The following is a 22,180-nucleotide window of genomic DNA, read 5'->3' on the forward strand; positions in this document are numbered from 1 at the left end:
GCATGCGTCTGTTTCGTTCATTGATCCTGCTTCTGACGCTGATCGCGCCGACCGCGTTCGCCGATGGCTTGTATCAGGTCGAGATTTTACTGTTCCGGCAGAACGGCGAACCCGCCTCGACCCGTCAGCTTGTCCCGGAAAACTGGGACAAGGACGCGCAGAAGATCGCCGCGAACGATGAACGAAGCCCCGCCCTCAATGATCTGGCCAGCAAACTGCAGGGCAGCGGCAACTACCAGGTGCTGATGCAGCGCGCCTGGCAGCAGAGCATCGGCACCGAGCCGGGCAAGGTCGCCGTCACCAGTGGTGACGAGCGGCTCGGGCACTTCCCGATCGAGGGCACCGTGAGTCTGGCGATGGCACGCTTTACCGATATTGATGCACAATTCTGGGTCAATCAGCTGGACCCGCATGGCGTGGTCATCAGCAGTGAACGATTGAAGCAGACCGCCAGGGTAAAAAACGGTGAGCTGACCTATCTGGACAATGGCAACCTCGCGTTGCTGATCAAAGTTTCTCCTCTTTGATCTTTACGTACGCAAGGGACGCCAAGGCGCCCCCTTTCTTTTGAGCATCGCTGCGGCGTAGGGCCTTTTAAAACTTGTCGTCCATTCTCGAAAAAGTCCTGGCCTCGGCCTGGACAGACTTATTCAACGATCGAACGCTTGAGCGAGGGCTTGACTACGCCCGGCAAAAACGCATCGTGCTGGAAGACTCCAGCCCGCAGATCATCCGTACCGCATGCCGCGGCTCGGGTCTGGAAATCTACACCCAGACCCTGCTGTTCAAGGACCCGGATCGCTACAAGAACTACCTGACCTGCAAATGTACCTGCCCGGTCCGCAACGACTGTAAGCACTGTGTGGCCGCGCTGCATTTTCTCCAGGACCCGCAGAACCGGCCGCTGCTGCAAGCCGCGCTGGCTTCGCACCAGCAGGAAATGGAAAAGCATGTCGAGCAAAAGCCGAAGCTGCCGGAACGCCTGATCGATAACCTGCAACCGCGACCAAGACTGATTCTGGCAAGCATCGAGTTCAGCGCCTACGAGCCACGCAACGGACGCATGCAGCGGCATATTCAGCACCGTGCTGCATTGGCCTTTGCCTACGGCAAGCATTACGCGGTCGGCACCACCAACGTCAGCATTCTGGTCAGTTCGCTGGGCAGCGACCTGGTGAATCAGAAAAGCGACATCATCGAGCACACCGACACCGAAACCCTGCGCATTCGTCGTCAGGGCGAGCGGGAGCGGCAGTTGCGTCAGGAACTGGCCGACCTGGGCTTCAAGGTTGCCACCCGGCAGAGCAAGGCCCTGCCCGACAGCGCTGGCGACATGTACGAACTGCCCAACGACAAGGCCTGGCTGCATTTCGTCCTCGACGACCTGCCACGGCTGCGCGAGCAAGGCTGGGAAATCGACATTCAGGACGAGTTCGGCTTCGACGTTACCCCCGTGGAAGACTGGTATGCCGTCATTGATGAAGAGAACGAGCGCGACTGGTTCGACCTGGAACTGGGCATCATCGTCAACGGCGAACGCCTGAGCCTGCTGCCGATCCTGATCAACCTGATCCGCAGCCATCCCGAACTGATGAGCCCCTCGGCCGTGGCCAAGCGGGGCGACGAAGAACAACTGCTGGTGCAGCTCAACCACTTCACCCAGAGCGGCGGCAGCCCGGTGCAGATCGCCCTGCCCTACGGCAGGCTCAAGCCGGTACTGGCGACGCTGGGCGATTTCTACTGGCGGCAGGAGGGCAACAACGCGCTGCGCATGAGCAAGGCCGATGCAGCACGCCTGACCCAGCTTGAAGACCTGCCGCTGACCTGGCAGGGTGGCGACCGTCTGCGCCACTTCGCCGAACGCCTGATCAACATCAAGGACGCGCCGGTCAGCCTGCCCGATGGCCTTAATGCCACACTGCGCCCTTATCAGCTGGAAGGCCTGAGCTGGATGCAGTCGTTGCGCGAGCTGGAAGTCGGCGGCGTGCTGGCCGACGACATGGGGCTGGGCAAAACGCTGCAGACCCTGGCTCACCTGTTGATGGAAAAACAGGCCGGACGCCTCGACCGCCCTGCACTGGCTGTCATGCCCACCAGCCTGATCCCCAACTGGCTGGACGAGTCCGAGCACTTCACTCCGGACCTGAAGGTACTGGCCCTGTATGGCGCCAATCGTCATCAGGACGCTGGCAACCTGCAGGATTACGACCTGATCCTGACCACTTACGCATTGCTGCCAAGAGATCTGGAACTGCTCGAAAAACAGCCCTTCCACGTGCTGATTCTCGATGAAGCGCAGTACATCAAGAACCCCAACAGCAAGGCCGCCCAGGCCGCACGCAACCTCAACGCACGTCAGCGGCTGTGCCTGAGCGGTACGCCACTGGAAAACCACCTGGGCGAGCTGTGGTCACTGTTCCACTTCCTGATGCCCGGCTGGCTGGGCAACAGCAAGGAATTCAACAGCAATTACCGCACCGCCATCGAAAAGCATGGCAACCAGGATCGCCTGCACCACCTCAATGCGCGTATCAAGCCGTTTCTGCTGCGCCGCACCAAGGAGCAAGTGGCCACCGAGCTGCCACCCAAGACCGAGATCATCCACTGGGTCGACCTTAACGACGCGCAGCGCGACGTGTACGAAACCGTACGCCTGGCGATGGACAAGAAGGTCAGGGACGAAATCACCCGCAAGGGCGTGGCGCGTAGCCAGATCATCATTCTTGAAGCGCTGCTCAAGCTGCGTCAGGTGTGCTGCGACCTGCGGCTGGTCAATCAGGACATGCCGGTCAACAGCAAACAAGGCACTTCAGGCAAGCTCAACAGCCTGATGGAGATGTTCGAAGAACTGCTGGCTGAAGGCCGCAAGATTCTGTTGTTCTCGCAGTTCACGTCGATGCTGAGCCTGATCGAAGAAGAGCTCAAGCAACGCGGCATCGCTTACGCGCTGCTGACCGGATCGACCCGCGATCGACGCACGCCGATTCATGACTTCCAGAGCGGCAAGCTGCCGATCTTCCTGATCAGCCTGAAAGCCGGCGGCACCGGCCTCAACCTGACTGCCGCCGATACCGTGATCCACTATGACCCGTGGTGGAACCCGGCAGCCGAAAACCAGGCGACCGACCGTGCTTATCGTATCGGTCAGGACAAGCCGGTATTCGTCTACAAGATGATCGCGCGCGGCACTGTGGAAGAGAAAATCCAGCGCCTGCAACGGGAAAAGTCAGCGCTGGCAGCCGGTGTGCTTGATGGCCGTACAACCGGCGACTGGAAACTGCGCGACGAAGACCTGCAGGCCCTGTTCGCCCCGCTTCCCGCAGCCCCGAAGAAAACCCGCAAGTAAACCCGTCCGGCGCTATTCGGCAGCAATATGCTGAAGGATCTGCGCCGTGGACAGGACCGTCGCGTATTCACCGTGCAGGTTGGCCAGCGACATCGCGTGCACGTCTTCGGCACTGCGCGGCGTGCCGAAGAAGTCTGCTTGATCAAAGGTAAAGCAGGCGTCATGCGCGACCATCACGTTAAAGCCAAGATTGCCGCCACTGCGCGCTGTGGACTCGACGGAATTGTTGGTGATCACGCCGACAATCACCACCTGCCCGATCCCGTCCGAGCGTAACCACATCTCCAGAAACGACCCGCAAAACGCGTCAGGCACCTGCTTGCTCAACTCCCGCTCATCGGCGTGCGGCAAGAACGCTGGCTGGTACTCGACCCCCGACTGCTCGGGCCAGAACACTGATTGCGGCGACGTCGAGAAATGCCGGACGTGGATCACCGGACGCCCGGATTGTCGCCAGGCACTCAGCAGCGCGCCTATATTCGCCTCGGCCTGCGGATTGTTACGCCGCCCCAGCTTGGGGTGATTGATGCCCTGCTGCATGTCGATCAGGATCAGCGCGCTGTTGCCTTGAATATCCATGATGAATCAGTCCGAACTTTTGGTTCAGCAAGACTATCGCAATCAAGGTCTATTCTGGTCGCAATCGTCAACAGGCTCAGGCCTGTCCGAGACCTGCCCCCAAGGAGAACATCATGATCGAACACCTTAAACTCGCCGGCAAAGTAGCGCTTGTGCAGGGCGGCTCACGTGGTATCGGCGCAGCCATTGTCCAGCGATTGGCCAAAGAAGGCGCTGCCGTGGCGTTTACCTACGTCAGCTCCGAGGTCAACGCCCTGGAGATTCAAGACAGCATCGTCGCCAATGGCGGTCGGGCACTGGCCATTCGCGCAGACAGCGCCGATGAGAAAGCCATTCGCCAGGCCGTGCAGACCACCGCTGAAACCCTCGGCAGGCTGGACATTCTGGTCAACAACGCCGGCATTCTGGCCATTGCGCCGCTCAATGAATTCAGCATGCAGGACTTCGACAAAACCCTGGCGATCAACGTGCGTAGCGTGTTCATCGCCAGCCAGGAAGCCGCTCGGCACATGGAAGAAGGCGGCCGCATCATCAACATTGGCAGCACCAACGCCGACCGCATGCCTTTTGCAGGCGGAGCAACCTACGCCATGAGCAAATCGGCGCTGATTGGCCTCACCAAAGGCATGGCCCGCGACCTCGGCCCGCAAGGTATCACCGTCAACAACGTCCAGCCCGGCCCGGTGGATACCGACATGAACCCGGCACAGGGCGAATTCGCCGAAACCCTGAAAGCACTGATGGCCTTGCCCCGCTACGGCACAAGCGAAGAAATTGCCAGCTTCGTTGCCTACCTGGCAGGCCCGGAAGCCGGCTACATAACCGGTGCCAGCCTGACCATCGACGGCGGCTTCAGCGCCTGAACTTAACGAGACGAGCGGCGCTGCGCCTCAGCGCCGCACCGCCTTCTCGGGCTTTTCAGTGGCGCATAAGCGTTTATTTGCTTAACCGCATGAAAAATCTGAAAAAAAGTTTTGCGTTAGGAAAAGGTTTCGACTACATTAGCGCGCCTCGACAGACACAACGTTGTCGTCGAGATACGGTGAGGTGTCCGAGTGGCTTAAGGAGCACGCCTGGAAAGTGTGTATACAAGAAATTGTATCGAGGGTTCGAATCCCTCCTTCACCGCCATATTAAGAAAACCCTGTGAATTCAGTTGCTTAGAATTCATGGGGTTTTTTGTTTGTACTACTCACAGTGCTGCAAGTTCTCGCCGGTCAGCGCTTCCCCTCCCCCGATGGCTGGGGATGTGCATACATTCTCGACGCCCGCACACCCTTCTCCAAGCCCGCCAGCTTCTCAGCCTGACTACTCGCCAGCCCGTCGCACTTTCTGCACAGGACAAGATTCTGTGGGTGCTCATGAAAGATCGGCACGACTACTTCACCGGCGAAGGCAAGCTGTGGTTCGACAATCAGAACCACATCGCCAGCGCGTGTGCTTGCAGCCTTACTGTTGCAAAGGCGTTCATCAAGAAATTGCGTGAGCATGGATACCTGACCATCGAGAAGCGCCGTATTCATGGCAGCGCATATTCCAACTCGATGACGATCACTCGCGACCTTATTCTGGCGTCCATGTCGCCGCTGGAGGCCATCCCTAAGCCTGTAGCGGTCACGCCAAACCCAAGAGGCAAACGTGTGCCTGAGTACACCCCTGCTCCCTTGCCAAAAGCGGCGCAGATTGCACCGGCGCCCAGCGTTATCGCGTACGACGAACACTTCGAAGATCAGCCGGAATGGATGAGAAACGTAGCCTAAATTCGATCTCGCCATGGTCGGAAATCGTCTATCCGGGGTAGACGGAATTCGACCGGTAGTAAGACCGATATTCAATAAGACAGATGTAGAAAGACAAAAGCATTAGAGGATTTGCACTCAGCGTCGCTCATCTTGCTGATTCAAGCTGACGCGGTAACTTTTAAATTTTTCGCCGTCGGTGTATTGCTTGCTGTAATAATTGTAAACAGCGCCTTTTACATCAATACCCACTCCACTCTGAGTATCGCGAATTACGACATCCTGCACATTACTGTCCGTAATCATAAAAGAAGCCTGTTTGTTTAACTGCTTTAAAATCTCCTGATCGGTTCCTTGAATCTGATTGTCGATGTAGAATCTCAGAGTATCCAAATCAGTAGCAGGTGCACCGTAGCGAGTTACGTATACCCACGCCCCGCCCTTAACCTCCTGCTTAATAACAAGCTCATCAGCATCTGCAATGCCACCGACCACCGAGTCAAGAAAGTAATCAATAACTAAAAGACCTAACAGGCACCAGAACAGAATTTTGTACACATTGCGCGACTTAGTATCCTTTTGACTTTGCATATTCAATACCTTGTTCTATCCAATATTGGTCAGTTGGATCATCGCCATACGGCGCACGCCAGTACCACTTCCCCCAATCCACCTTGGTGCTCTGCGTCCCTGAACGTTTCTGAGCAAACCCCGCAGCCCTCAGCAGAATCTGATCAGGCAGCTGACCAGCTCTGCCCACGGCGCCGTAGTGAAAATTGCCGAAATCTTCCCACGCATGATTCTGCTGCTTATAGTCCCATGGACCATGATTACGTACTTTGTAATAAAACCAACTCATGAATGCACCGACAGCGGGGTCCTTCTTCCACTGATCGTTCGCAAGCTTCATGTGCACATCGACACTAACGCCGGGAGGTATCGCTTCTGGAATTTCATAGTTCATGGCTTGCTCTCTTCCAAACGCGCACAGGATCAGGCGTAAATTTTATTGCTGATGGCATCCCAGCCACCCGCAATTTGCCCTGCGCTTTGCCCAGTCTTCCGACTTTGCTTGGAGTAGATTAATTTGATGCGGCCATAATTTAACGCAATCAGCTCACTCGGAAACGCATTAGACTGATCGCCATTGCCCGTTAAAGCGAAAGAGCTAATTATAACTTCCTCAAGCACTATCTCAAGGTATTTAACTTTCGGATCGCCAGCCCTAAATATATGAACCGACACCTGCTTAAAATGTTTTCCACTACAGCAAGCCTCATGAAGTTTGGGGGTAGCGTTATCTACAGGTTTGCGGACAAGCAAATCACTTAAGTAAGCGCGACCAGAAGTTGCACCGCCAGCGGACGTAGCTGTAGCGGACGCTGTCTGACTGGCCGAGAGGTCGAAATCCTGTAGCTCAATCCAGTTTTCGTAACCTTCGGAGAGCGTTTCTCCGGGAATACCTTCGATTTGTAGGTAGGCTTCAAATGACATACTTAATTCCTTTTAAGGTTTTCGCAAGGGCTAGCATGATACTAAGATTCCCACGCTGACGGAACAGGGAGGTCGTTTTCCCTGTTTTCCAATTCCCATGCTGCATGCTCGCGCTACATTCGACGGCGATTGACTGCGCTGACTGGAAATATCGTTGGGGTCGGGTCAGCTTCAGCGCTGCTAAACCGAGCGCACGGGGGGGGGGCCAGTCGAGCACAGCTTAATGATAGTGCGGTGCTTCCGATCCCGATTCAGATTCAGATTGTTCAGCGTACGAACTGGCAGTCTTCAGAAATAGGCGTCTTGGCAATGTCGCCCCTGCCGGTGCAGGCCAGAGTAATGCGACTACCCTTTTGCAACTGAGCTATAGTAGGGTCTTTTGCATCTTCAAATGAAAACTGGGGTTCCATGAATTGATTGACTCCACCTTGCAGCGTTACGTAAGGACGACCCCGGAAATCTGTTGGGACAGAGCAGAAATTAAGGGTGGCAATGCCAAGGACGTAGGCTACGGCTCTCCAGCCGGTGGCATTTAGCCTCCCAAGGAGAGTTCGATGGGCGTTTTTTTAATCGGTTATGACTTGATATCTCCAGAAAATGACTACTCGGCAATTATTTCTAATATTAAGAGATCCACAACGACAGCCACTTCCCTTGAGCCCAGATGTAGGTGATGTCACCAGACCCGATTCGGCACCGGCACATCAAACTCTCGACTCAAGATGTTCGGAATATAAGACCGCTCAACCGTCGCTGGTTTGTAGGCGTGTGATTCAGGCTGTTCGCTGACCAACTCCAGTTCCCGCATCAGGCCTCGCACCTTGAACCGTCCAATTTGCTCGCCGTCTTCCAGCATCATCGACACGATGATGCGGCGTGAAGATGCGGTCGTGTGACCGCATCTTCACCGGCATGTAAGGCTTGAAGCACATGTTATTTTTACCGCATATAGCGTGTATCGTAAAAAACTCAACCTTCGCCGCCACCGCCGCACGAAATCAGTTCAATAAGTCCCATTTGATACCATTTATTCTGGCAACTCCACCCGTGTTCAAATGTAAACGCACTTGCAGTGCCGCTGAATGCAACGCCCAATGCGAGCGCCAAGGCGATTCCAATATTTCGCGAACGCACTTTCTTCATGTTGTCTTTCATAAATGCTCCATAGTTTTAGCAGGTAATGCGAGCCTGTAAAGGCCGCATGAACGTCACAATACCCTACCGCTTTAACGCTTTATTATCGGCACTCAAGGTACACTGCCGCGGCCCTAAACCGTGACCAGGCAAACAGCGACCCTAAGTCAGCTGCATGATTTTTGATTTAGAGATGCGCTTCTCTATGGCACATTTGAGTACTGAAACCTAATACGATCAATAGCACAAATGGGCTAATAGCCTCATGCCACAAGGTCAGGCAGCACACGCGTCCACAAGCTTTTCTGATTGTCAGATCCTGTTCCTGCCGTCCTGGCTGCACCGCTTGCGGATCTGGAAGATGACGTACTACGGCCCCGATGGATCGTTTATTTGCAGGGAGTATGCCCAATTTCGTAGCCCCTTGTTCTGGCTCACTTTGCACTTCGGTGAATCAGACCAAGGATCAATGCTGACAGCTGCTTGGGCAGCCGATAACGGATCGGACAGAACGTGCGTGGTCGCTGGCTGATCGGATCAATAATCGGTTCACCAGCAGAATGTTTCTCCGCGCTGTATTTGCGCGAAAAGCAGTGATATGAAAACGTGACGTGCACCGCCAAAGTTTCCTGGCCAGCCTACTGACGATTTCGAAGAAAAACGACATGTTCAGAAGAGTCGACCAAAAGCTGTCGGTCAGATGTATCCAAGAAATTGTTGACGACTTAAAAAGCGCTCAGGTGCATCCGACTAAAACGTCCAAGATTGCACTAATTTAGACAACCTTTTCCTTCCGAGTCCTATATCGGACAGGTTCGAACCCCTGCTTCACCGCCATACTTGAAACACACCCCCCCTTTCTCCGATCCGGAACGACCACCGAAACGCCCTGCAGGCGTTTTGATAGCGCACGCTCACATCAAAAAATAAAGATTGAATCCTCACAGAAAATGTTATTTAAATAACAAAAATAAAAGCCGCCGAAGCTTCCGTCGGCGCTGTTGAGGTCAAAATAACAATGAGCAAGATTGCAGTCATCGGCAGCAACATGGTCGACCTGATCACTTACATCGAACGCATGCCCGCCCAGGGCGAAACGCTCGAAGCACCGCGTTTTGCCATGGGCTGCGGCGGCAAGGGTGCCAATCAGGCCGCTGCTGCGGCGCTGCTGGGCGCCGACGTGCTGATGCTCAGCAAGGTCGGCGACGATGCTTTTGCCGATACCACCCTCGCCAATTTTCAACGGCTGGGCATTGATACACGCTTCGTCGAACGGGTGCCGGGCGTGTCCAGCGGCGTGGCGCCGATCTTCGTCCAGGAGGACTCTCACAACAGCATCCTCATCGTCAAAGGTGCCAATGCCCACCTGAGCCCGGCTGATATCGACCGTGCCGAGGCGCAGCTGCGCGATTGCGCTTTGATTGTGCTGCAACTGGAAGTCGAGCTGGCGACCGTTTACCACGCCATCGCCTTCGCTCACCGGCATGCCATCCCGGTGCTGCTCAACCCCGCCCCAGCCTTGGCCGGCCTGAGCCGCGAGCACCTGGCGCAGCTGGATTTCCTGATCCCCAACGAGAGCGAACTGGCACTGATCAGCGGCCAGCCGGTCACGTGCGCCGAGGAAGCGGCTCAGGCTGCGCGCCAATTGGTCGCGCAGGGCGTACGCCACGTCATCGTTACCCTGGGCGAACAAGGGGCGCTGTACGTCGGCGCCGAAGGCGAGTGGCAGGTGCCAGGGGTCAAGGTTCAGGCGCGTGACACCACCGGTGCCGGTGACGCCTTCATTGGCTGCTTCGCCCGACACTGGAGCCAGGGCGGCAATATTCGCCAGGCCATGCAGCAGGCGGTGGCCTACTCCGCCTGCTCGGTCACCGGCCTTGGCACGCAATCTTCTTACCCCGATGCGTCCACGTTTGCGCGATTCCTCGATGCATCGGCCAACTGACACTCACCAGCATCTCGCGGAGAACAATAATGAATAAGCCTGCGCTGCAACAAACCCCGGACGGGTTCTACCTGAACCGCACGCCGTGGTTCGCCTTCCTCCTGCTCTGCAGTATCTTCGCCCTTTGGGCGGCGGCCGCGAGCATGAACGACGTGCTGATCGCGCACTTCAAGAAAGCCTTCATGCTCAGCGATTTCCAGACCGCTTTCGTTCAGTCGGCGTTCTACCTGGGCTACTTTTTCGTCGCCATTCCGGCGGCACTGGTGGTGCGCCGCTTCAGCTACAAGACCACCATCCTCATCGGCCTGATGCTGTACCTGTTCGGCTGCGCCCTGTTCTTTCCGGCGGCGTCGACCGCCAAGTACGGCATGTTCCTGATGGCGCTGTTCGTCATCGCCGCCGGCCTGTCGTTTCTCGAGACCGCGTGCAACACCTATTCGACACTGATGGGGCCGCGGGAAACCGGCACACGGCGCCTGAACATCTCGCAAACCTTCCACCCATTCGGCGCCATGACCGGGGTGTACGTCGGCAGCTTCGTGATGTTCAAGGATACCGACGCCACGCGGGAACAGTTGGCCCAGATGAGCGCCAGCGAGGCGGCTGTACAGCAATTGCAAATGATCCAGTCGACCCTGCTGCCATACAAATGGATGATTGCGGTACTCATATTGATGTTCATTCTGATCGCCATCACCCGCTTTCCCGCGTGCAAGGGCAACAGCACCGTCAGCGAACCGCGGACGAGCATCGGTCAGAGCCTGGGCCGCCTGCGGCGCAATCCGCGCTTCTGCTTCGGTGTACTGGCGCAGTTCCTCTACGTCGGCGCGCAGGTCGGGGTGTGGAGCTTCACTATTCGCCTGGCCATGCAAATGGGCGGCATGAACGAGCGCAGTGCCTCGTGGTTCCTGCTGACCACCTTTGCCGCCTATTTTATCGGCAAGATGATCGCCAACCTGCTGATGCGCAAAATGCACCCCGCCAAAGTCCTCGCGGTGTATGGCGTGCTGTGCATCGTGCTGCTGGCCTACACCATTCTGGTGCCGAACATCACCGCGGTGTATGCCGCCGTGGGGGTCAGTGTGTTTCTCGGGCCTTGCTGGCCGACCATCTATGGTCTGACCATTGATGGGCTCGGCGAGGACACCGGTGTCGGCGGCTCGTTGCTGGTGATGAGCATCGTCGGCGGTGGCGTGATGCCGATCTTCCAGGGCCTGCTCAGCGATGCCAATGGCGGCAACATGCAGATTGCCTATAGCGTGCCGCTGCTGTGCTTCGTGGTCATCGTGATGTACGCGGTGCACTGCATGCGTCAGCCGCAACCGGTGCTGGGTGGCTCGGCCACGGCGGTGGTGCAATGAGTAGCGAAACGTTGCGCCTGCCGCTCTACCCACAGCTCTGGGACCAGACCAGCAGGCTGCTGCTCGAATCAGCGAATTTCAGCGTGCGTGCCTGGACCTACCCCAGCGGCGTCAAGGCGCTGTCACTGGAAAACAGCCGCGGCAAACTGGTGATCCTGCCCTGGCAAGGGCAAATGATCTGGTCGGCCGAATTCGACGGCGTTGATTTGACCATGCTCAATATGTTCACCCAGCCGCGGCCCAGTGCCAGCGTGATCGGCACCTACGGCTGCTTCATGTTTCACAGCGGCCTGTTGCGCAACGGTTGCCCGGGGCCCGAGGATGATCACGCGCTGCACGGCGAAATGCCCTGCGCACCGATGGACGATGCCTGGCTGCAAACAGGCGAAGACGAGCACGGCGCTTATCTGCGCCTCGGCGGCACCTGTGAATACGTCCAGGGCTTCGGCGACCATTACCGGGCCAGCCCGAGCGTGACCCTGCGCCCGGCCAGCGGGCTGTTCGAGATCGGCATGCAGGTGGTCAATCTGGCCGGCAAGGCCATGGACCTGATGTACATGGCGCACATGAACTACGCCTACGTCGACGACGCCCTCCTCACCCAGCCGCTGGGCTGCGAGCGCACAAGGGTGCGCGCCAGCGTGCCGGCCCATGTGCGGCCGACGCCGGCCTGGAGCGCCTACATCGCCGAACTCAGCCAGGACCCGACTCGCCTTAAGGTGCTCGACTCGCCTGCGCTGTATGACCCGGAGATCGTCTGCTTCTTCGACGATGTGCGCAGCGACGCCCAGGGACAGGCGCACTTCTTCCTTGATCATCCCGACGGCGCGGCGTTCTACACCCGCTACAGCCCCCGGCAATTTGAACATGCCGCGCGCTGGATCCTGCATAACACCGATCAGCAGGTGGCGGCCTTCATCTTGCCGGCCACCTGTGAACCGGAGGGCTACCGCGCCGAACTCGCCAAAGGCAACGTGCGCAGCCTCGCGCCCGGTGCCAGCGCCGAGTTCAGCGTGACCACCGGTTACCTGAACGCAGCCGAACGCCGGGCGCTGCAACCGTGATGCCTCTAGATTACAAGCTGCGCCCCGCCAGCCTCGATGGCCTCGCGGTAGCTACGCGGGATTTTCTTATCGCTGACCACGCAATGGAAATCGCTCAAGGCACCGAAATGCGCAGTGCGTACGGCATCGAATTTGGAATGATCGGCCAGCAACAGACTTTGCCGAGCCTGGCGCATGACCTTCTGCTTGACCTCCACCTCGTGAAAATTGAAGCAGGTGACGCCGCAATCCAGGCTGACCCCGGCCGCCGAGACAAAGGCCCAGGTCAGGCGCACACCATCGAGAATGCTGGTTTCGGCGTGGCTCTCGAACACCTGGTTCTTGCGGTGGAATACACCGCCGCACAGGACGATGCTGCAGTTGGGTTTCTGCTGCAGCTTGAGCAGCACGTTGAGCGAGTTGCACACCGCGGTGAACTCCAGCTCGTCGGGGATGAAGTCGACCACGAAAGGGATCGTCGTGCCACAGTCGAAAAAAACCGTGTCGCCAGGACTGATGAAAGCGGCGGCCAGCTTGCCGATGCGGCGCTTCTCCTCGACATGGCGGGTGTCCTGCTCGCTGACCCGGTAATCCCCCGGTTCAGGATCATCGTGGGCGCGGGTGATGTAGCCGCCCAGCAGCCTTAACTGCCCGGGGTGCCGGCTGAGGTCGCGACGCAAGGTCATTTCGGACACCTCGAGCAGCGCCGCCATCTCCCGCAGATGGATGGCTTTCTGATCCTGAAGGGCCTGTTGAATCTGTTTGATGCGGTCGGTTTTCTTGACGTCCACGGGCATCCCGGCAATCCGTTGTTGGTGTCGCTAGAGTAACACCAAGTGTTAATTTTATAACTTACGGGTATCCACCCAAGTGTTTTTAATGATGACAGGAATACTTTGATGAATTCACTCGAACCCGCTGCACTGGCCCAAGCCATCGATCACACCTTGCTGGCCGCGGATGCCAGCCGAGAGCAGATTGCCACACTTTGCGCCGAAGCCCGAGAACACGGTTTCTACTCGGTGTGCGTGAACTCCAGCCAGGTGCCTTTTGCCGCTCGACAACTGGCCGGGTCTGCCGTAAAGGTCTGCGCGGTGGTGGGCTTTCCGCTGGGCGCCGGGCTGAGTGCCAGCAAAGCGTCGGAAGCAGCCCTGACGATCGCCGCCGGAGCGCAGGAAATCGACATGGTACTGAACATCGGCTGGCTCAAGGACGGCCTGTTCGATGAGGTCCGCGACGATATCGCCGCGGTGTTGCAGGCCTGTGGCAAGGTGCCGCTCAAGGTGATCCTGGAAACCTGCCTGCTCGATGAAGCGCAGAAGGTGCGCGCCTGCGAGATCTGCCGCGAATTGGGCGTGGCATTCGTCAAGACCTCCACCGGCTTCAGCCGCAGTGGCGCGACGCTTGAGGATGTGGCACTGATGCGCCGCGTGGTAGGCCCCGACATCGGCGTCAAGGCGTCTGGCGGAGTGCGTGACGTGGCCACGGCCAGAGCGATGATCGAAGCTGGCGCAACACGCCTGGGCACCAGTTCCGGGATTGCGATCGTGACAGGCGCGGGTACGGGGGCGGGCTATTGAGTCTGCGGGCTTTGAGCATCAAAGCCCGCTGCACTTAGCTCAGATCAATCACGCCAGTCATGGCCGTGAAATGGCTTTGCTTGTGCTGAACCTTGTCGAGAATCTGCGCAGGGGTCGACTCGCGAAAGACCACCATGTGCCCGACGTCCTTACCGCCCTCGGTCACGCGCTCGATATCGTTGATCATCCAGGTGGTCAACTCTTCGGCAGTAATGCCCAGTTCAGTCGCCACTCGCTGGTGAAGGCGCTCGGCGTCGTGTTGATTGAGTTGATCGCTGTTCATGGGGCTGGCTCCTTCAAGGGGTGTTAAGTTCAGTCCCCGTGAGGGCTTCACAGTTCAGTCGGGTTTGAACGGGCTGGGAATGCCTATCCGTTGGGCTGCATCTTCATGCAAGCGAAATAGGCAGAGACGGCTAAAGCGGTAAGGAGTGTGTGATGACCCGATCGTAGCGCCCACCAAGTTGCACGAATAGGATACAGCAGGATTGTATTTGCTCTGACGACCTTGAGATTGTCGACCGCAATAGTCGTGGTTTTTCAGAGGAATTAGCACTACCTCGAATCTGAGTGATGTCTTGATCAGAATCAGGGCGATGGCATAATGACACCTCTCTCAGCCCTTCATAACCACTGCTTTTTATTTCGTGGCATGTAAGCATTCAACCAGGAAGACAAATGCAATCGTCGCGTCTCATTTCGTATTTCAAACTATCCGCTGTCTTGCTGGCCGCCGCTCTCTCCACCGCTTGCTCCAACTATCACTATAAGGATTATCAGGGCGAGTGGGTCCCGGAGACGATGACTCCTTACGACCTTTCAGATAATGCCGCCGACGCCCCTGTCGTGTACTTCGCGACCACCCAATTTCGCTCCATCGGGGTGCCGTTCCACAGGCTGTTGCTGGCAACGCAAGTGGATAACACTCCGTTGCCTGGTGCTGGACGCAGGTCAATTCTCGACATTTCCGGAATGCAGGCGCTTCGTCTGACACCGGGCAAGCACACGCTGGACTGGTGTTGGGTATCGATGAACGCGCTGGGTACCGGCGGCGCCAAGTGCGGTTTCGGTGCTCGCGATGTCGAGTTCCGCGCGGGCCAGCGTTACGTCGTGGACTTCTCTACCAGAGACGACATCATCGGACCTCCGGGGCGCGAGATGTTGAGCATCACCATCAAGTCCGAAATTCGCAATCTAGATACTAGGGAGGTCATCTATCCGACTAAAGATATTGCGCAGCTGAAAAAGTGAGCGGCCTGAACCTGTCGCATCCGCCTTTAGGTCCGTTGGCAGAACCGAAGGCGTTGCGAGGAACGTCCCGTCGTCTGCCCACAAGCAGGAACCCAAGCTGAAAAGATCGAGACTGCACTAGACGGATAGGTTGGCTCAAGAGTTCTATCGAGGGGCGGTAATGACCGCTTCTGGCCGACGGCTGTCGTTGGACACTGGCCGTTTTCCGCCCAAGCGGTCATGCGGTGTCGACCAACCTTCGCAGTATCTCCGCCAGGTACGGTCGTATGTGTCGTTCAGATGGGGCTATGTGTTCCGATTACCCCAAGTGCTGATACTCTCCCTCATCAAAAGCCAGATAGATGTTGAATGCTGGCTGCGGCATCGCCTCCTCCATACCTACATCGAAAATGGCAGTGAACAGACCGTTCATCATGTCATCGCCAACCTCATACGGCATTTCCCCCAGAACAAATCGTCGGGCAACTTCGATCGAGAGAGCATTCAGAAGTTCGGCAGGGCGCAGCCCTAGATCCCGGCAGTAAACCGATAACCCGGTTAGTTCCAGCCCGGCCTCTTGTGCCATGCTCAACAGGGCCTCAACTTCAGAGTGGTGGATTACTTTGATCATCGGCACCCTCGCCTTGGCTGATTTTAGTGAGCAGTTGCGTGACATTGTCGTCGACTGCGCCGCCACGCAGGTATGCCTATAACAATGCTCAGGGAGAAATTCCATGGGCGTTAAGGCTAGCCCTTGAGGTAGGGCGCCACGGTGTCTTCCAAGATGGAGATCAGTTCAGAGTCCATGTAGCGGTAGTCGTCGGGAATATCCAGGACGTACAGCCGCTTGTGTTCAAGCAGACGTGAATACTCCGCCTGGAGGCGCTGCTGGTGCTTACGTTCCATGACGAATATGACATCAGCCCAGCGTATATCCGCCGGGCCGACCGGCCTGCGTGCATTTGAGCTGGTGCCTGCCGAGCGGGCTTCGAAGCCCGGTCGGCGGCGCCACAGAATTTCCGCAGTAGGACTGCGCCATTGATTACGACTACAAATGAACAGAAGGTTGGTCATTATTGGTCCAGTAATTGGCGGGTGGTGCGAACGGGATAGCACATGCCGAGCTGGCGCGCCCTCTTCAACTTTTGAGCACGTCTGTACAGCAGCTTCCAATTTTTTTCTGGCTTGAGCACAAGTGGTTGTGCTGCCTGGTTCTTGCCGTGTTTGCGGACTTGCTGGCGTCTCCAGGCTCTGGTTCTTTCCATGATGATTTCCTCGTGGGTACCGGGGTCAGCAGCCGCGGTAATACGAGTCCGAGACAGGATAAGAGGAATAGGGAAACGTTGCGAGGCCTGTTTGTGTCAGTAGGCTGATTTCGACTCAAAGCGGGCATTTGACCGTAAGTACTCGATAACTAACTTTTCACTGTGGCTCCAAGTCTGACCATAAACAACTGCAGCCAATGCCGACCATTAACGTTCCGTAATCTTCAAATTTACAGACATTTACCTTAGCCTGACTCGTCCACGTCGCTTCGCATTCTTCGCACACCCACAGCAAAATTTTTGTAGAGCGAACCCGCATTGCTCGAACGTAACCTTGACCGCACCTTTGGCACTCAATCAGCATGTAAGTAATCTCTGACAGGACTTCGGTGTAGCTTATCCGATTGACCGCTTCTGGCCGTTAGCGGTCGGTCTGTAAGCATCGGCCTAAGGACCATGCTTTACCCCTGGATATCCTCGCTGAGCGGTCTCACCTTTGTTGAACCCGCAACGCGGAAGGAGCCCAAGGGGTGCTGTTGGTCGGTGGCTGCCTTTGGCAAAGGGCTGCTATCGACCCGGGTTGTGTGAAAACGAGCTGGAAGCAGTTAACCAAACGTGATGCAGACTGGTTCCATCTCTACCACCGAATTTTCACAGGCACCTACGAGATCTCGCACACAGTGAAGCCTCCATCCCTTACCTGATCCCCACTTTGCCGCGACAGGTTCAAGCGAAGACTCTTCCTCCTGCGTTGCGCGAGCCCAATCATCATGCCCGATCTCAGCGATCAATTGAGCCTGATAGACCTGTAAGAATGGAAGCAAGCCTTTCGCCTGTTCAACCTCTATGAGGACAAATTCTGCTGTATCGAGTTGCTGTTTAACGTTTTCGACCAGTTCGTGAGCCTGCAACGGGAGTGCCTCTAACACAGCCTCCAAGGCTGATCCGGATTTGTCAGCACTTTGGAAGGTGCCGCAGATGATGTTCCCTCCTGCCATATCTTTCCCCTATCGTGGCTTCGAAGCTTGGATTAGGCAGCTCGCGATTACGTGTCTAATGTCGATTTTTTTGCTGGTCTACGCCCGTTGCGAGCGGCCAATTAATCCAAGGCTTGATGAAAAACCCTGCGATTCTCTGACCTTCTGGTGGTCGAGATCGTGACGGGACCTTTCAATCATTTCTTACCTGTTTGAGCCAGTTCCAGAAAGGATCACTGGATTCATGAGCGTCCATGCTTGTTGTGCTTGAGATGAGATCTGATGCGCGCGCCGGGACGCTGAGGCCAAGCGTGCGTTCCACGTACGCCCGCAATGCCCTAGGTGGTGCTGGGTAGTAATCATCCGCGTATTGCTGCTCCCGCAGTTCGGCCGGTGTTCTCGTAAACTCCTCTGGCCAGCAGTGCTCGTTGTAACCGATGGCCAGTAAGCGAATCAGGTCTTGCGTACTATTGGTCAGGACGCAGAGCATGTCTGATCCCGAGCCCGAGCCAAGATGGACGATTCGCTGCTGATCGTGGTCGTCCAGCCACAACCCTGCCCACGATCCATCGCCACCAGTCCTGAGGAATATTGATAGTCGCTCGTTTACTCTAGGATCTTCGCAGGCCGTCCATCGAGCAGTATCGGCGGAGTCAGGAACGTGAAAGGCAGTGATAGCGCTGTTGTTGTATTCAGGTTCGGGATGCAAAGTCATGTAGCGGCCCCCGGTCCTATAGTGACGGACGCAGCCTAGTGCTTCCAGAAATTCCATGGTTTGTCGTAATACTGGAGGTACCGGATTGCTTGCCGGGAAGGCGGCTACTAATTCGTCGGTGAAGTTCATGTCTTTCCTGACCATTGTCTTTAGCGAGTATCGTGAAGGAAGGTGGACTGCTATGCCCGGAATATATCGCCATGTGCCACCCAAGGCACGCTTCTGGCCGATTTCTGTCTATCGCCACCGGCTGCTTTGGGTCGAAAGCTGCCCATGCGGTGGTAGCTATTGACACCGGCCCAAGATCGACCCAAGCCGTCACACTCTAGGAAAAAGTATTTGGACCCAGTTCCGGGCAGCAATTTCTATTGAAACGCCTCGACGATTCGATATGATCGGACTTTGAGTACCCACAGCATGGAGGCTTGATGCAGGCGCTTATCGAAATGTCTGAAGGGTTGGAGAACCTAAAACGAATCCTTGCGGAGCTCCCAGCTGACAGCCCTCACTGGAACGAAGCACAGAACAGATTTCAGTTCATAGATAGGTTGATCTTCGAGTGCCTCGGATGGGCACACCCCAACGTGACCGTAGAGAAGACTGACGAGCTGGGCGGTCGTGCAGACTACATTTTTGGAAAACCAGCGAAAGCCATACTAGAGGCTAAACGCGAATCGGCTTATTTCGATTTCCCTTCGATTGGCGGTAATCTGCTACGCAAGATGCCCTCCTTGATTCTTTCTTCAAAAATATTCGAAGCCGCTGTCAAACAAGTAATTCCCTACTGTGCGATCAGTGGTGCTTCCATCGCAATCGTCTGCAATGGGCCGCAGTTGGCTATCTTTCAAGCGATATCCCCTGGTTACCAACCTTTGGATGGCGAGTGCTACATCTTCAACGGCTTCGATTCCTATGTAGCGAATTTTGCGATGCTCTGGAAACTGATGTCTCCAGAAGGCATTTCCGAAAATCGAGCCTATCGTGAATTGGACCATCATCGTCATCCCCGCATCCCGCCAAAAGCATCGACGGTAATACCTGAACCACTCAAATACAGGTACCGAAACCAGTTTCAGGAAAACTTGCGATCCTTATCGTCGCTCTTGCTGGAAGAGATCGAGGACAACCCAGAGCTCAAGACAGACTTTTACAAGGAATGCTACATCAAGCTGGAAGCGAATAACCGCCACCTGCTGCTGAGCAGGAAGGTTATCCAGGCCCGTTACCGGCGTGCTGGAGAAGTCGGGGTGGCGCCTTCCGCCTTTGACGAAATAGCGGTGGTGGATGGGGGCAATTTGCAATTTAGCGACCCATCAGTAGCCGCGGCTGGATCAAGACCGATTGTGATCATCGGTGATGTTGGGGTCGGCAAAACCTCATTTTTTGAAAACCTTTACGAAAGCCTGAGCATATCAGAACGGGCTCAGACGTATTTTCTGAACCTCAATCTAGGGAACAAGGCGACACTCAGCACTTCAGTCAAAGACTTTTTATTATCAGAAATACCGCGCGCCCTGAAAGAAAGTTACGCATTAGATATCTACGAAGCCTCTTTTGTTGAGTCCATTTATCATCGTGACTTGCTCGATTTCGATAAAACAACGCCTGGTCGATTTAAGGAAACCAATCGCGCCAAATATGACGATGAACGCGCCAGTTTTTTAATCGACTTGACCAAGAAAACGGATATGCACCTGCGAGCATCGTTAGGTCACTTATCAAGAGGGCGAGGAAAACAGATAATTTTAGTCCTCGACAATGCTGATCAGCGGTCGTTCGAAGTACAGCAGGAAACCTTCTTAATCGCGCAGGAATTCGCTTCGACGCGCAATCTGCTTGTTTTTGTGGCCTTACGTCCGAGCACATTCTTTCTCTCGAAGACGACGGGTGCGCTGTCCGGGTATCAAAACAAAGTGTTGACGATCTCTCCGCCCCCTGCTGATGAGGTAGTGCAGAAACGTCTGATATTTGCTGGCCGTGTCGCGGAAGGCAGCGTTGCTCCGGCGACCTTGACTGACATCAGGGTGCACCTCACAAGCGTTGTGGCCTTCTTAAACGCGACGCTCCGCTCGATACGGGCAAACGATCAGATCAAAACATTTCTCAGCAACATCACTGGTGGCAATACCCGCTCGGTGATTGAGTTGATCACTGGCTTTTTTGGGAGCCCTAACGTCGACTCGCAGAAGATCGTCAACATTGAGGAAGAACGAGGAAACTATCGAATACCGTTGCACGAGTTCACCAAACACGCTTTGCTGGGTGAATACGCATATTTCAACGCACAGTCGTCTTTTGTCGCCTGCAACCTTTTTGATATTCAGAGCATGGCAGACCCCCGTGAGCACTTTCTAGCATCGCTGATTGTCGCCTATCTAGCTTCGAGCCAAGGGGTGGCTGACAATGACGGCTTCGTAAGCGGGAGGATAATCGGTGCTGAAGTCGCAACTCAAGGTTTCGTCAGCGATCAAATCGCGAAGTCGCTGAAAGGACTGGCGAAGCGCAGACTCATTGAAACACCGCATGGTCACTACAGAGAAATTCACGTCCAGGACAGCGAAGACCCTGAAGATTTCTATTTTAGGGCTACATCCATCGGGATCTATCACATCAGGTATTGGGCAGGTTCGTTCGCTTTCCTTGACGCCATGTCCACCGACACTCCGATTTTTGATGAGGCTACCCGGGAAGAGGTTTCAAAATTTGCAGCCTCTTTTGCTATATCCGACAGGTACAAGAAGACAGCGGCTTTTAAGGACTACCTTGAAGGCCAATGGCATGCCGGGAACTTCACGGTAAACTATTTTGACTTCGCTGCATTGCTAAAAAGTCAGGAAGAAACCTTCCAAACGGTTGCGAGGCATCTTGCACGAGGATTGCCACCTGATAGCAGGCGAGGCAGGTGATTATTAGGCCAACCCTATAATAGACAGCGTGCGATTATACCTCCTTTCTGCCATAACTTAGGGCGGGGACAGTCAGCCTCCGCTCAGCGCTATTTCCGGGCTTTGGTCGTTTTCTGCGTCCCAGACGAGACCGCTATCGGCCAAAAGCGGACAGTTTCACTGGGGCTGGGCTGGCGAGCTGAAAGCGCCTCCCAGCGAGCGTGCTTGAATGCCTTGCTACGTATTCTTTCGCCGAGTAAGCGGGAAGACAAATGGCTTTTCTTGAGTTAAATTTATTTCGTTTAGCTTGTATTTAAACCTAATATCACTGCAGCTAAATCGTCGAATTAGATCTTCCACCTCGATGTCACTTAGCTCGCAATTCCAAGAATGAATTATGGAACCACCCCTAACTTTATCGAAACCATACTTTTGCCCCAAGGCTACGGTGATAGTATTTTCAATCTCTGTAACCCAGAAACAATCGCCAACTGATCGAAAAGCCGCATGTAAATGAGTTGCTTTTCTCTTTCCCGTGAGGCCGCTCTCCATATATTTGAAAACGCCCTTTTTCTTTAATGTAGAATAAGGACTTTTCTTACCATGGCTTCGCAGCCTTGATCTCAACCCCTTAGCTGTGCCAACGTACCATGAGTTCAGTTCAAGCTTCAAAATATAGATATACCAATTTCTAGTCTCTTCACTCATTTTCCGGAATCAAATTGTGCATAACGATTAAGCTAATTCGTCTGAGACACTACTCGATTCGCACTGAGCGTGTCTATTGCAAGTGAGTTACGCCGCACGGCAGGAATAGGTCTACTGAGGTCGAAGCGTCTCATGCAGGTGTCTACCGGAGCGAGGGGTAGCCCAAAAAGTCCGTTCTTGGC

Annotated in this window: 22 protein-coding genes, 1 tRNA gene and 1 pseudogene; 11 read left to right on the forward strand and 13 right to left on the reverse strand. The window is 55.5% G+C overall.

Translation table 11 applies throughout. From position 1 onward, the window contains the following. Positions 1 to 2: 2 nt before the first annotated feature. A complete protein-coding gene (locus tag AO068_RS24645) occupies positions 3 to 527 on the forward strand; it encodes a CsiV family protein (RefSeq protein WP_002552880.1) in 525 nt (174 codons plus the stop codon). Positions 528 to 601: 74 nt separating this feature from the next. Then, positions 602 to 3,346, forward strand: coding sequence for a DEAD/DEAH box helicase (locus AO068_RS24650; RefSeq protein ID WP_057401581.1), 2,745 nt, complete (start codon positions 602 to 604; stop codon positions 3,344 to 3,346). 12 nt (positions 3,347 to 3,358) lie between these two features. On the opposite strand, the gene AO068_RS24655 is transcribed toward AO068_RS24650, so the two are convergent. Next, positions 3,359 to 3,925: a cysteine hydrolase family protein gene (locus tag AO068_RS24655; protein ID WP_058409719.1), complete on the reverse strand. Its 567-nt coding sequence runs from the start codon at positions 3,923 to 3,925 to the stop codon at positions 3,359 to 3,361. A 113-nt stretch (positions 3,926 to 4,038) separates the two neighbouring features. Here AO068_RS24655 and AO068_RS24660 point away from each other — a divergent pair, with 113 nt between their 5' ends. From AO068_RS24660 to AO068_RS24670, 3 genes are all read left to right on the forward strand, one after another. Then, positions 4,039 to 4,788 (forward strand): 3-oxoacyl-ACP reductase family protein, encoded by a 750-nt coding sequence (locus AO068_RS24660; RefSeq protein WP_005744370.1) that lies wholly within the window; start codon positions 4,039 to 4,041, stop codon positions 4,786 to 4,788. A gap of 178 nt (positions 4,789 to 4,966) precedes the next feature. Further along, positions 4,967 to 5,056: transfer RNA gene (locus tag AO068_RS24665), tRNA-Ser, on the forward strand. A 230-nt stretch (positions 5,057 to 5,286) separates the two neighbouring features. Beyond that, on the forward strand, positions 5,287 to 5,685 hold the full coding sequence (locus AO068_RS24670; protein WP_058409720.1) for a hypothetical protein: 399 nt from the start codon (positions 5,287 to 5,289) through the stop codon (positions 5,683 to 5,685). Between the two features lie 117 nt (positions 5,686 to 5,802). Here AO068_RS24670 and AO068_RS24675 read toward each other — a convergent pair whose 3' ends face one another. The 5 genes and pseudogenes from AO068_RS24675 to AO068_RS24695 all read right to left on the reverse strand — a co-directional run bounded on the left by AO068_RS24675 (position 5,803) and on the right by AO068_RS24695 (position 8,313). Further along, a complete protein-coding gene (locus AO068_RS24675; RefSeq protein ID WP_044323915.1) occupies positions 5,803 to 6,255 on the reverse strand; it encodes a hypothetical protein in 453 nt (150 codons plus the stop codon). Further along, positions 6,233 to 6,628, reverse strand: coding sequence for a polymorphic toxin type 44 domain-containing protein (locus AO068_RS24680; protein ID WP_058409721.1), 396 nt, complete (start codon positions 6,626 to 6,628; stop codon positions 6,233 to 6,235). The genes AO068_RS24675 and AO068_RS24680 overlap by 23 nt, the downstream gene beginning before the upstream one ends. A gap of 29 nt (positions 6,629 to 6,657) precedes the next feature. After that, positions 6,658 to 7,158: an Hcp family type VI secretion system effector gene (locus AO068_RS24685; RefSeq protein WP_057401578.1), complete on the reverse strand. Its 501-nt coding sequence runs from the start codon at positions 7,156 to 7,158 to the stop codon at positions 6,658 to 6,660. A 645-nt stretch (positions 7,159 to 7,803) separates the two neighbouring features. Continuing rightward, positions 7,804 to 8,026, reverse strand: a pseudogene (locus tag AO068_RS24690) (IS3 family transposase); the annotation flags it as partial. A 101-nt stretch (positions 8,027 to 8,127) separates the two neighbouring features. Then, the gene (locus tag AO068_RS24695) at positions 8,128 to 8,313 is read right to left on the reverse strand and encodes a hypothetical protein (RefSeq protein ID WP_004664555.1); all 186 of its coding nucleotides are present in this window, start codon (positions 8,311 to 8,313) and stop codon (positions 8,128 to 8,130) included. 997 nt (positions 8,314 to 9,310) lie between these two features. On the opposite strand from AO068_RS24695, the gene rbsK reads away from it, so the two are divergent. Genes rbsK through AO068_RS24715 form a run of 3 tightly spaced genes read left to right on the forward strand, consistent with a single transcriptional unit; the run spans position 9,311 to position 12,662 of the window. Continuing rightward, positions 9,311 to 10,237 carry a ribokinase gene (gene rbsK / locus AO068_RS24705; protein ID WP_058409723.1) on the forward strand — a complete coding sequence of 309 codons (927 nt, stop codon included), beginning with the start codon at positions 9,311 to 9,313 and terminating at the stop codon, positions 10,235 to 10,237. 29 nt (positions 10,238 to 10,266) lie between these two features. Beyond that, a complete protein-coding gene (fucP, locus tag AO068_RS24710; RefSeq protein WP_058409724.1) occupies positions 10,267 to 11,598 on the forward strand; it encodes an L-fucose:H+ symporter permease in 1,332 nt (443 codons plus the stop codon). After that, entirely contained in the window at positions 11,595 to 12,662 is a 1,068-nt protein-coding gene (locus tag AO068_RS24715; protein ID WP_058409725.1) for an aldose 1-epimerase family protein, read from the forward strand. The genes fucP and AO068_RS24715 overlap by 4 nt, the downstream gene beginning before the upstream one ends. A gap of 5 nt (positions 12,663 to 12,667) precedes the next feature. Here the strand turns inward: AO068_RS24715 and deoR are convergent, their stop codons facing one another. Further along, complete coding sequence (gene deoR, locus AO068_RS24720; RefSeq protein ID WP_057401080.1) at positions 12,668 to 13,438, reverse strand: DNA-binding transcriptional repressor DeoR; 771 nt, start codon at positions 13,436 to 13,438, stop codon at positions 12,668 to 12,670. Between the two features lie 102 nt (positions 13,439 to 13,540). On the opposite strand from deoR, the gene deoC reads away from it, so the two are divergent. Beyond that, positions 13,541 to 14,221: a deoxyribose-phosphate aldolase gene (gene deoC, locus AO068_RS24725; protein WP_003436656.1), complete on the forward strand. Its 681-nt coding sequence runs from the start codon at positions 13,541 to 13,543 to the stop codon at positions 14,219 to 14,221. Between the two features lie 34 nt (positions 14,222 to 14,255). Here deoC and AO068_RS24730 read toward each other — a convergent pair whose 3' ends face one another. Beyond that, positions 14,256 to 14,504, reverse strand: a complete 249-nt coding sequence (locus AO068_RS24730) for a hypothetical protein (RefSeq protein WP_058409726.1) — start codon at positions 14,502 to 14,504, stop codon at positions 14,256 to 14,258. Positions 14,505 to 14,896: 392 nt separating this feature from the next. Here AO068_RS24730 and AO068_RS24735 point away from each other — a divergent pair, with 392 nt between their 5' ends. Further along, positions 14,897 to 15,469, forward strand: coding sequence for a hypothetical protein (locus tag AO068_RS24735; protein WP_058409727.1), 573 nt, complete (start codon positions 14,897 to 14,899; stop codon positions 15,467 to 15,469). A gap of 298 nt (positions 15,470 to 15,767) precedes the next feature. On the opposite strand, the gene AO068_RS24740 is transcribed toward AO068_RS24735, so the two are convergent. The 4 genes from AO068_RS24740 to AO068_RS24760 all read right to left on the reverse strand — a co-directional run bounded on the left by AO068_RS24740 (position 15,768) and on the right by AO068_RS24760 (position 18,534). Next, positions 15,768 to 16,079 carry a hypothetical protein gene (locus AO068_RS24740; RefSeq protein ID WP_058409728.1) on the reverse strand — a complete coding sequence of 104 codons (312 nt, stop codon included), beginning with the start codon at positions 16,077 to 16,079 and terminating at the stop codon, positions 15,768 to 15,770. A 116-nt stretch (positions 16,080 to 16,195) separates the two neighbouring features. Beyond that, a complete protein-coding gene (locus tag AO068_RS24745; RefSeq protein ID WP_058409729.1) occupies positions 16,196 to 16,522 on the reverse strand; it encodes a low molecular weight protein tyrosine phosphatase family protein in 327 nt (108 codons plus the stop codon). 796 nt (positions 16,523 to 17,318) lie between these two features. Next, positions 17,319 to 17,711 (reverse strand): hypothetical protein, encoded by a 393-nt coding sequence (locus AO068_RS24755; protein ID WP_058409731.1) that lies wholly within the window; start codon positions 17,709 to 17,711, stop codon positions 17,319 to 17,321. Positions 17,712 to 17,883: 172 nt separating this feature from the next. Beyond that, on the reverse strand, positions 17,884 to 18,534 hold the full coding sequence (locus tag AO068_RS24760; RefSeq protein WP_058409732.1) for a hypothetical protein: 651 nt from the start codon (positions 18,532 to 18,534) through the stop codon (positions 17,884 to 17,886). A gap of 299 nt (positions 18,535 to 18,833) precedes the next feature. Between AO068_RS24760 and AO068_RS24765 the strand changes: the two genes are divergently transcribed. After that, positions 18,834 to 21,311 (forward strand): hypothetical protein, encoded by a 2,478-nt coding sequence (locus tag AO068_RS24765; RefSeq protein WP_058409733.1) that lies wholly within the window; start codon positions 18,834 to 18,836, stop codon positions 21,309 to 21,311. Between the two features lie 216 nt (positions 21,312 to 21,527). Here AO068_RS24765 and AO068_RS29885 read toward each other — a convergent pair whose 3' ends face one another. Beyond that, positions 21,528 to 21,998 carry a GIY-YIG nuclease family protein gene (locus AO068_RS29885; protein WP_122265286.1) on the reverse strand — a complete coding sequence of 157 codons (471 nt, stop codon included), beginning with the start codon at positions 21,996 to 21,998 and terminating at the stop codon, positions 21,528 to 21,530. Between the last annotated feature and the right edge of the window lie 182 nt (positions 21,999 to 22,180).

The organism is Pseudomonas sp. ICMP 3272, assembly GCF_001466905.1.
GTDB classification, from domain to species: Bacteria; Pseudomonadota; Gammaproteobacteria; order Pseudomonadales; family Pseudomonadaceae; genus Aquipseudomonas; species Aquipseudomonas amygdali.

Excerpts from the sequence above, each read along its gene's own strand:
- AO068_RS24645 (WP_002552880.1), top strand. The coding sequence starts at position 3 with ATGCGTCTGTTTCGTTCATTGATCCTGCTTCTGACGCTGATCGCGCCG.
- AO068_RS24655 (WP_058409719.1), bottom strand. The coding sequence starts at position 3,925 with ATGGATATTCAAGGCAACAGCGCGCTGATCCTGATCGACATGCAGCAG.
- AO068_RS24660 (WP_005744370.1), top strand. The coding sequence starts at position 4,039 with ATGATCGAACACCTTAAACTCGCCGGCAAAGTAGCGCTTGTGCAGGGC.
- AO068_RS24670 (WP_058409720.1), top strand. The coding sequence starts at position 5,287 with ATGAAAGATCGGCACGACTACTTCACCGGCGAAGGCAAGCTGTGGTTC.
- AO068_RS24675 (WP_044323915.1), bottom strand. The coding sequence starts at position 6,255 with ATGCAAAGTCAAAAGGATACTAAGTCGCGCAATGTGTACAAAATTCTG.
- AO068_RS24680 (WP_058409721.1), bottom strand. The coding sequence starts at position 6,628 with ATGAACTATGAAATTCCAGAAGCGATACCTCCCGGCGTTAGTGTCGAT.
- AO068_RS24685 (WP_057401578.1), bottom strand. The coding sequence starts at position 7,158 with ATGTCATTTGAAGCCTACCTACAAATCGAAGGTATTCCCGGAGAAACG.
- AO068_RS24695 (WP_004664555.1), bottom strand. The coding sequence starts at position 8,313 with ATGAAAGACAACATGAAGAAAGTGCGTTCGCGAAATATTGGAATCGCC.
- rbsK (WP_058409723.1), top strand. The coding sequence starts at position 9,311 with ATGAGCAAGATTGCAGTCATCGGCAGCAACATGGTCGACCTGATCACT.
- fucP (WP_058409724.1), top strand. The coding sequence starts at position 10,267 with ATGAATAAGCCTGCGCTGCAACAAACCCCGGACGGGTTCTACCTGAAC.
- AO068_RS24715 (WP_058409725.1), top strand. The coding sequence starts at position 11,595 with ATGAGTAGCGAAACGTTGCGCCTGCCGCTCTACCCACAGCTCTGGGAC.
- deoR (WP_057401080.1), bottom strand. The coding sequence starts at position 13,438 with ATGCCCGTGGACGTCAAGAAAACCGACCGCATCAAACAGATTCAACAG.
- deoC (WP_003436656.1), top strand. The coding sequence starts at position 13,541 with ATGAATTCACTCGAACCCGCTGCACTGGCCCAAGCCATCGATCACACC.
- AO068_RS24730 (WP_058409726.1), bottom strand. The coding sequence starts at position 14,504 with ATGAACAGCGATCAACTCAATCAACACGACGCCGAGCGCCTTCACCAG.
- AO068_RS24735 (WP_058409727.1), top strand. The coding sequence starts at position 14,897 with ATGCAATCGTCGCGTCTCATTTCGTATTTCAAACTATCCGCTGTCTTG.
- AO068_RS24740 (WP_058409728.1), bottom strand. The coding sequence starts at position 16,079 with ATGATCAAAGTAATCCACCACTCTGAAGTTGAGGCCCTGTTGAGCATG.
- AO068_RS24745 (WP_058409729.1), bottom strand. The coding sequence starts at position 16,522 with ATGACCAACCTTCTGTTCATTTGTAGTCGTAATCAATGGCGCAGTCCT.
- AO068_RS24755 (WP_058409731.1), bottom strand. The coding sequence starts at position 17,711 with ATGGCAGGAGGGAACATCATCTGCGGCACCTTCCAAAGTGCTGACAAA.
- AO068_RS24760 (WP_058409732.1), bottom strand. The coding sequence starts at position 18,534 with ATGAACTTCACCGACGAATTAGTAGCCGCCTTCCCGGCAAGCAATCCG.
- AO068_RS24765 (WP_058409733.1), top strand. The coding sequence starts at position 18,834 with ATGCAGGCGCTTATCGAAATGTCTGAAGGGTTGGAGAACCTAAAACGA.
- AO068_RS29885 (WP_122265286.1), bottom strand. The coding sequence starts at position 21,998 with ATGAGTGAAGAGACTAGAAATTGGTATATCTATATTTTGAAGCTTGAA.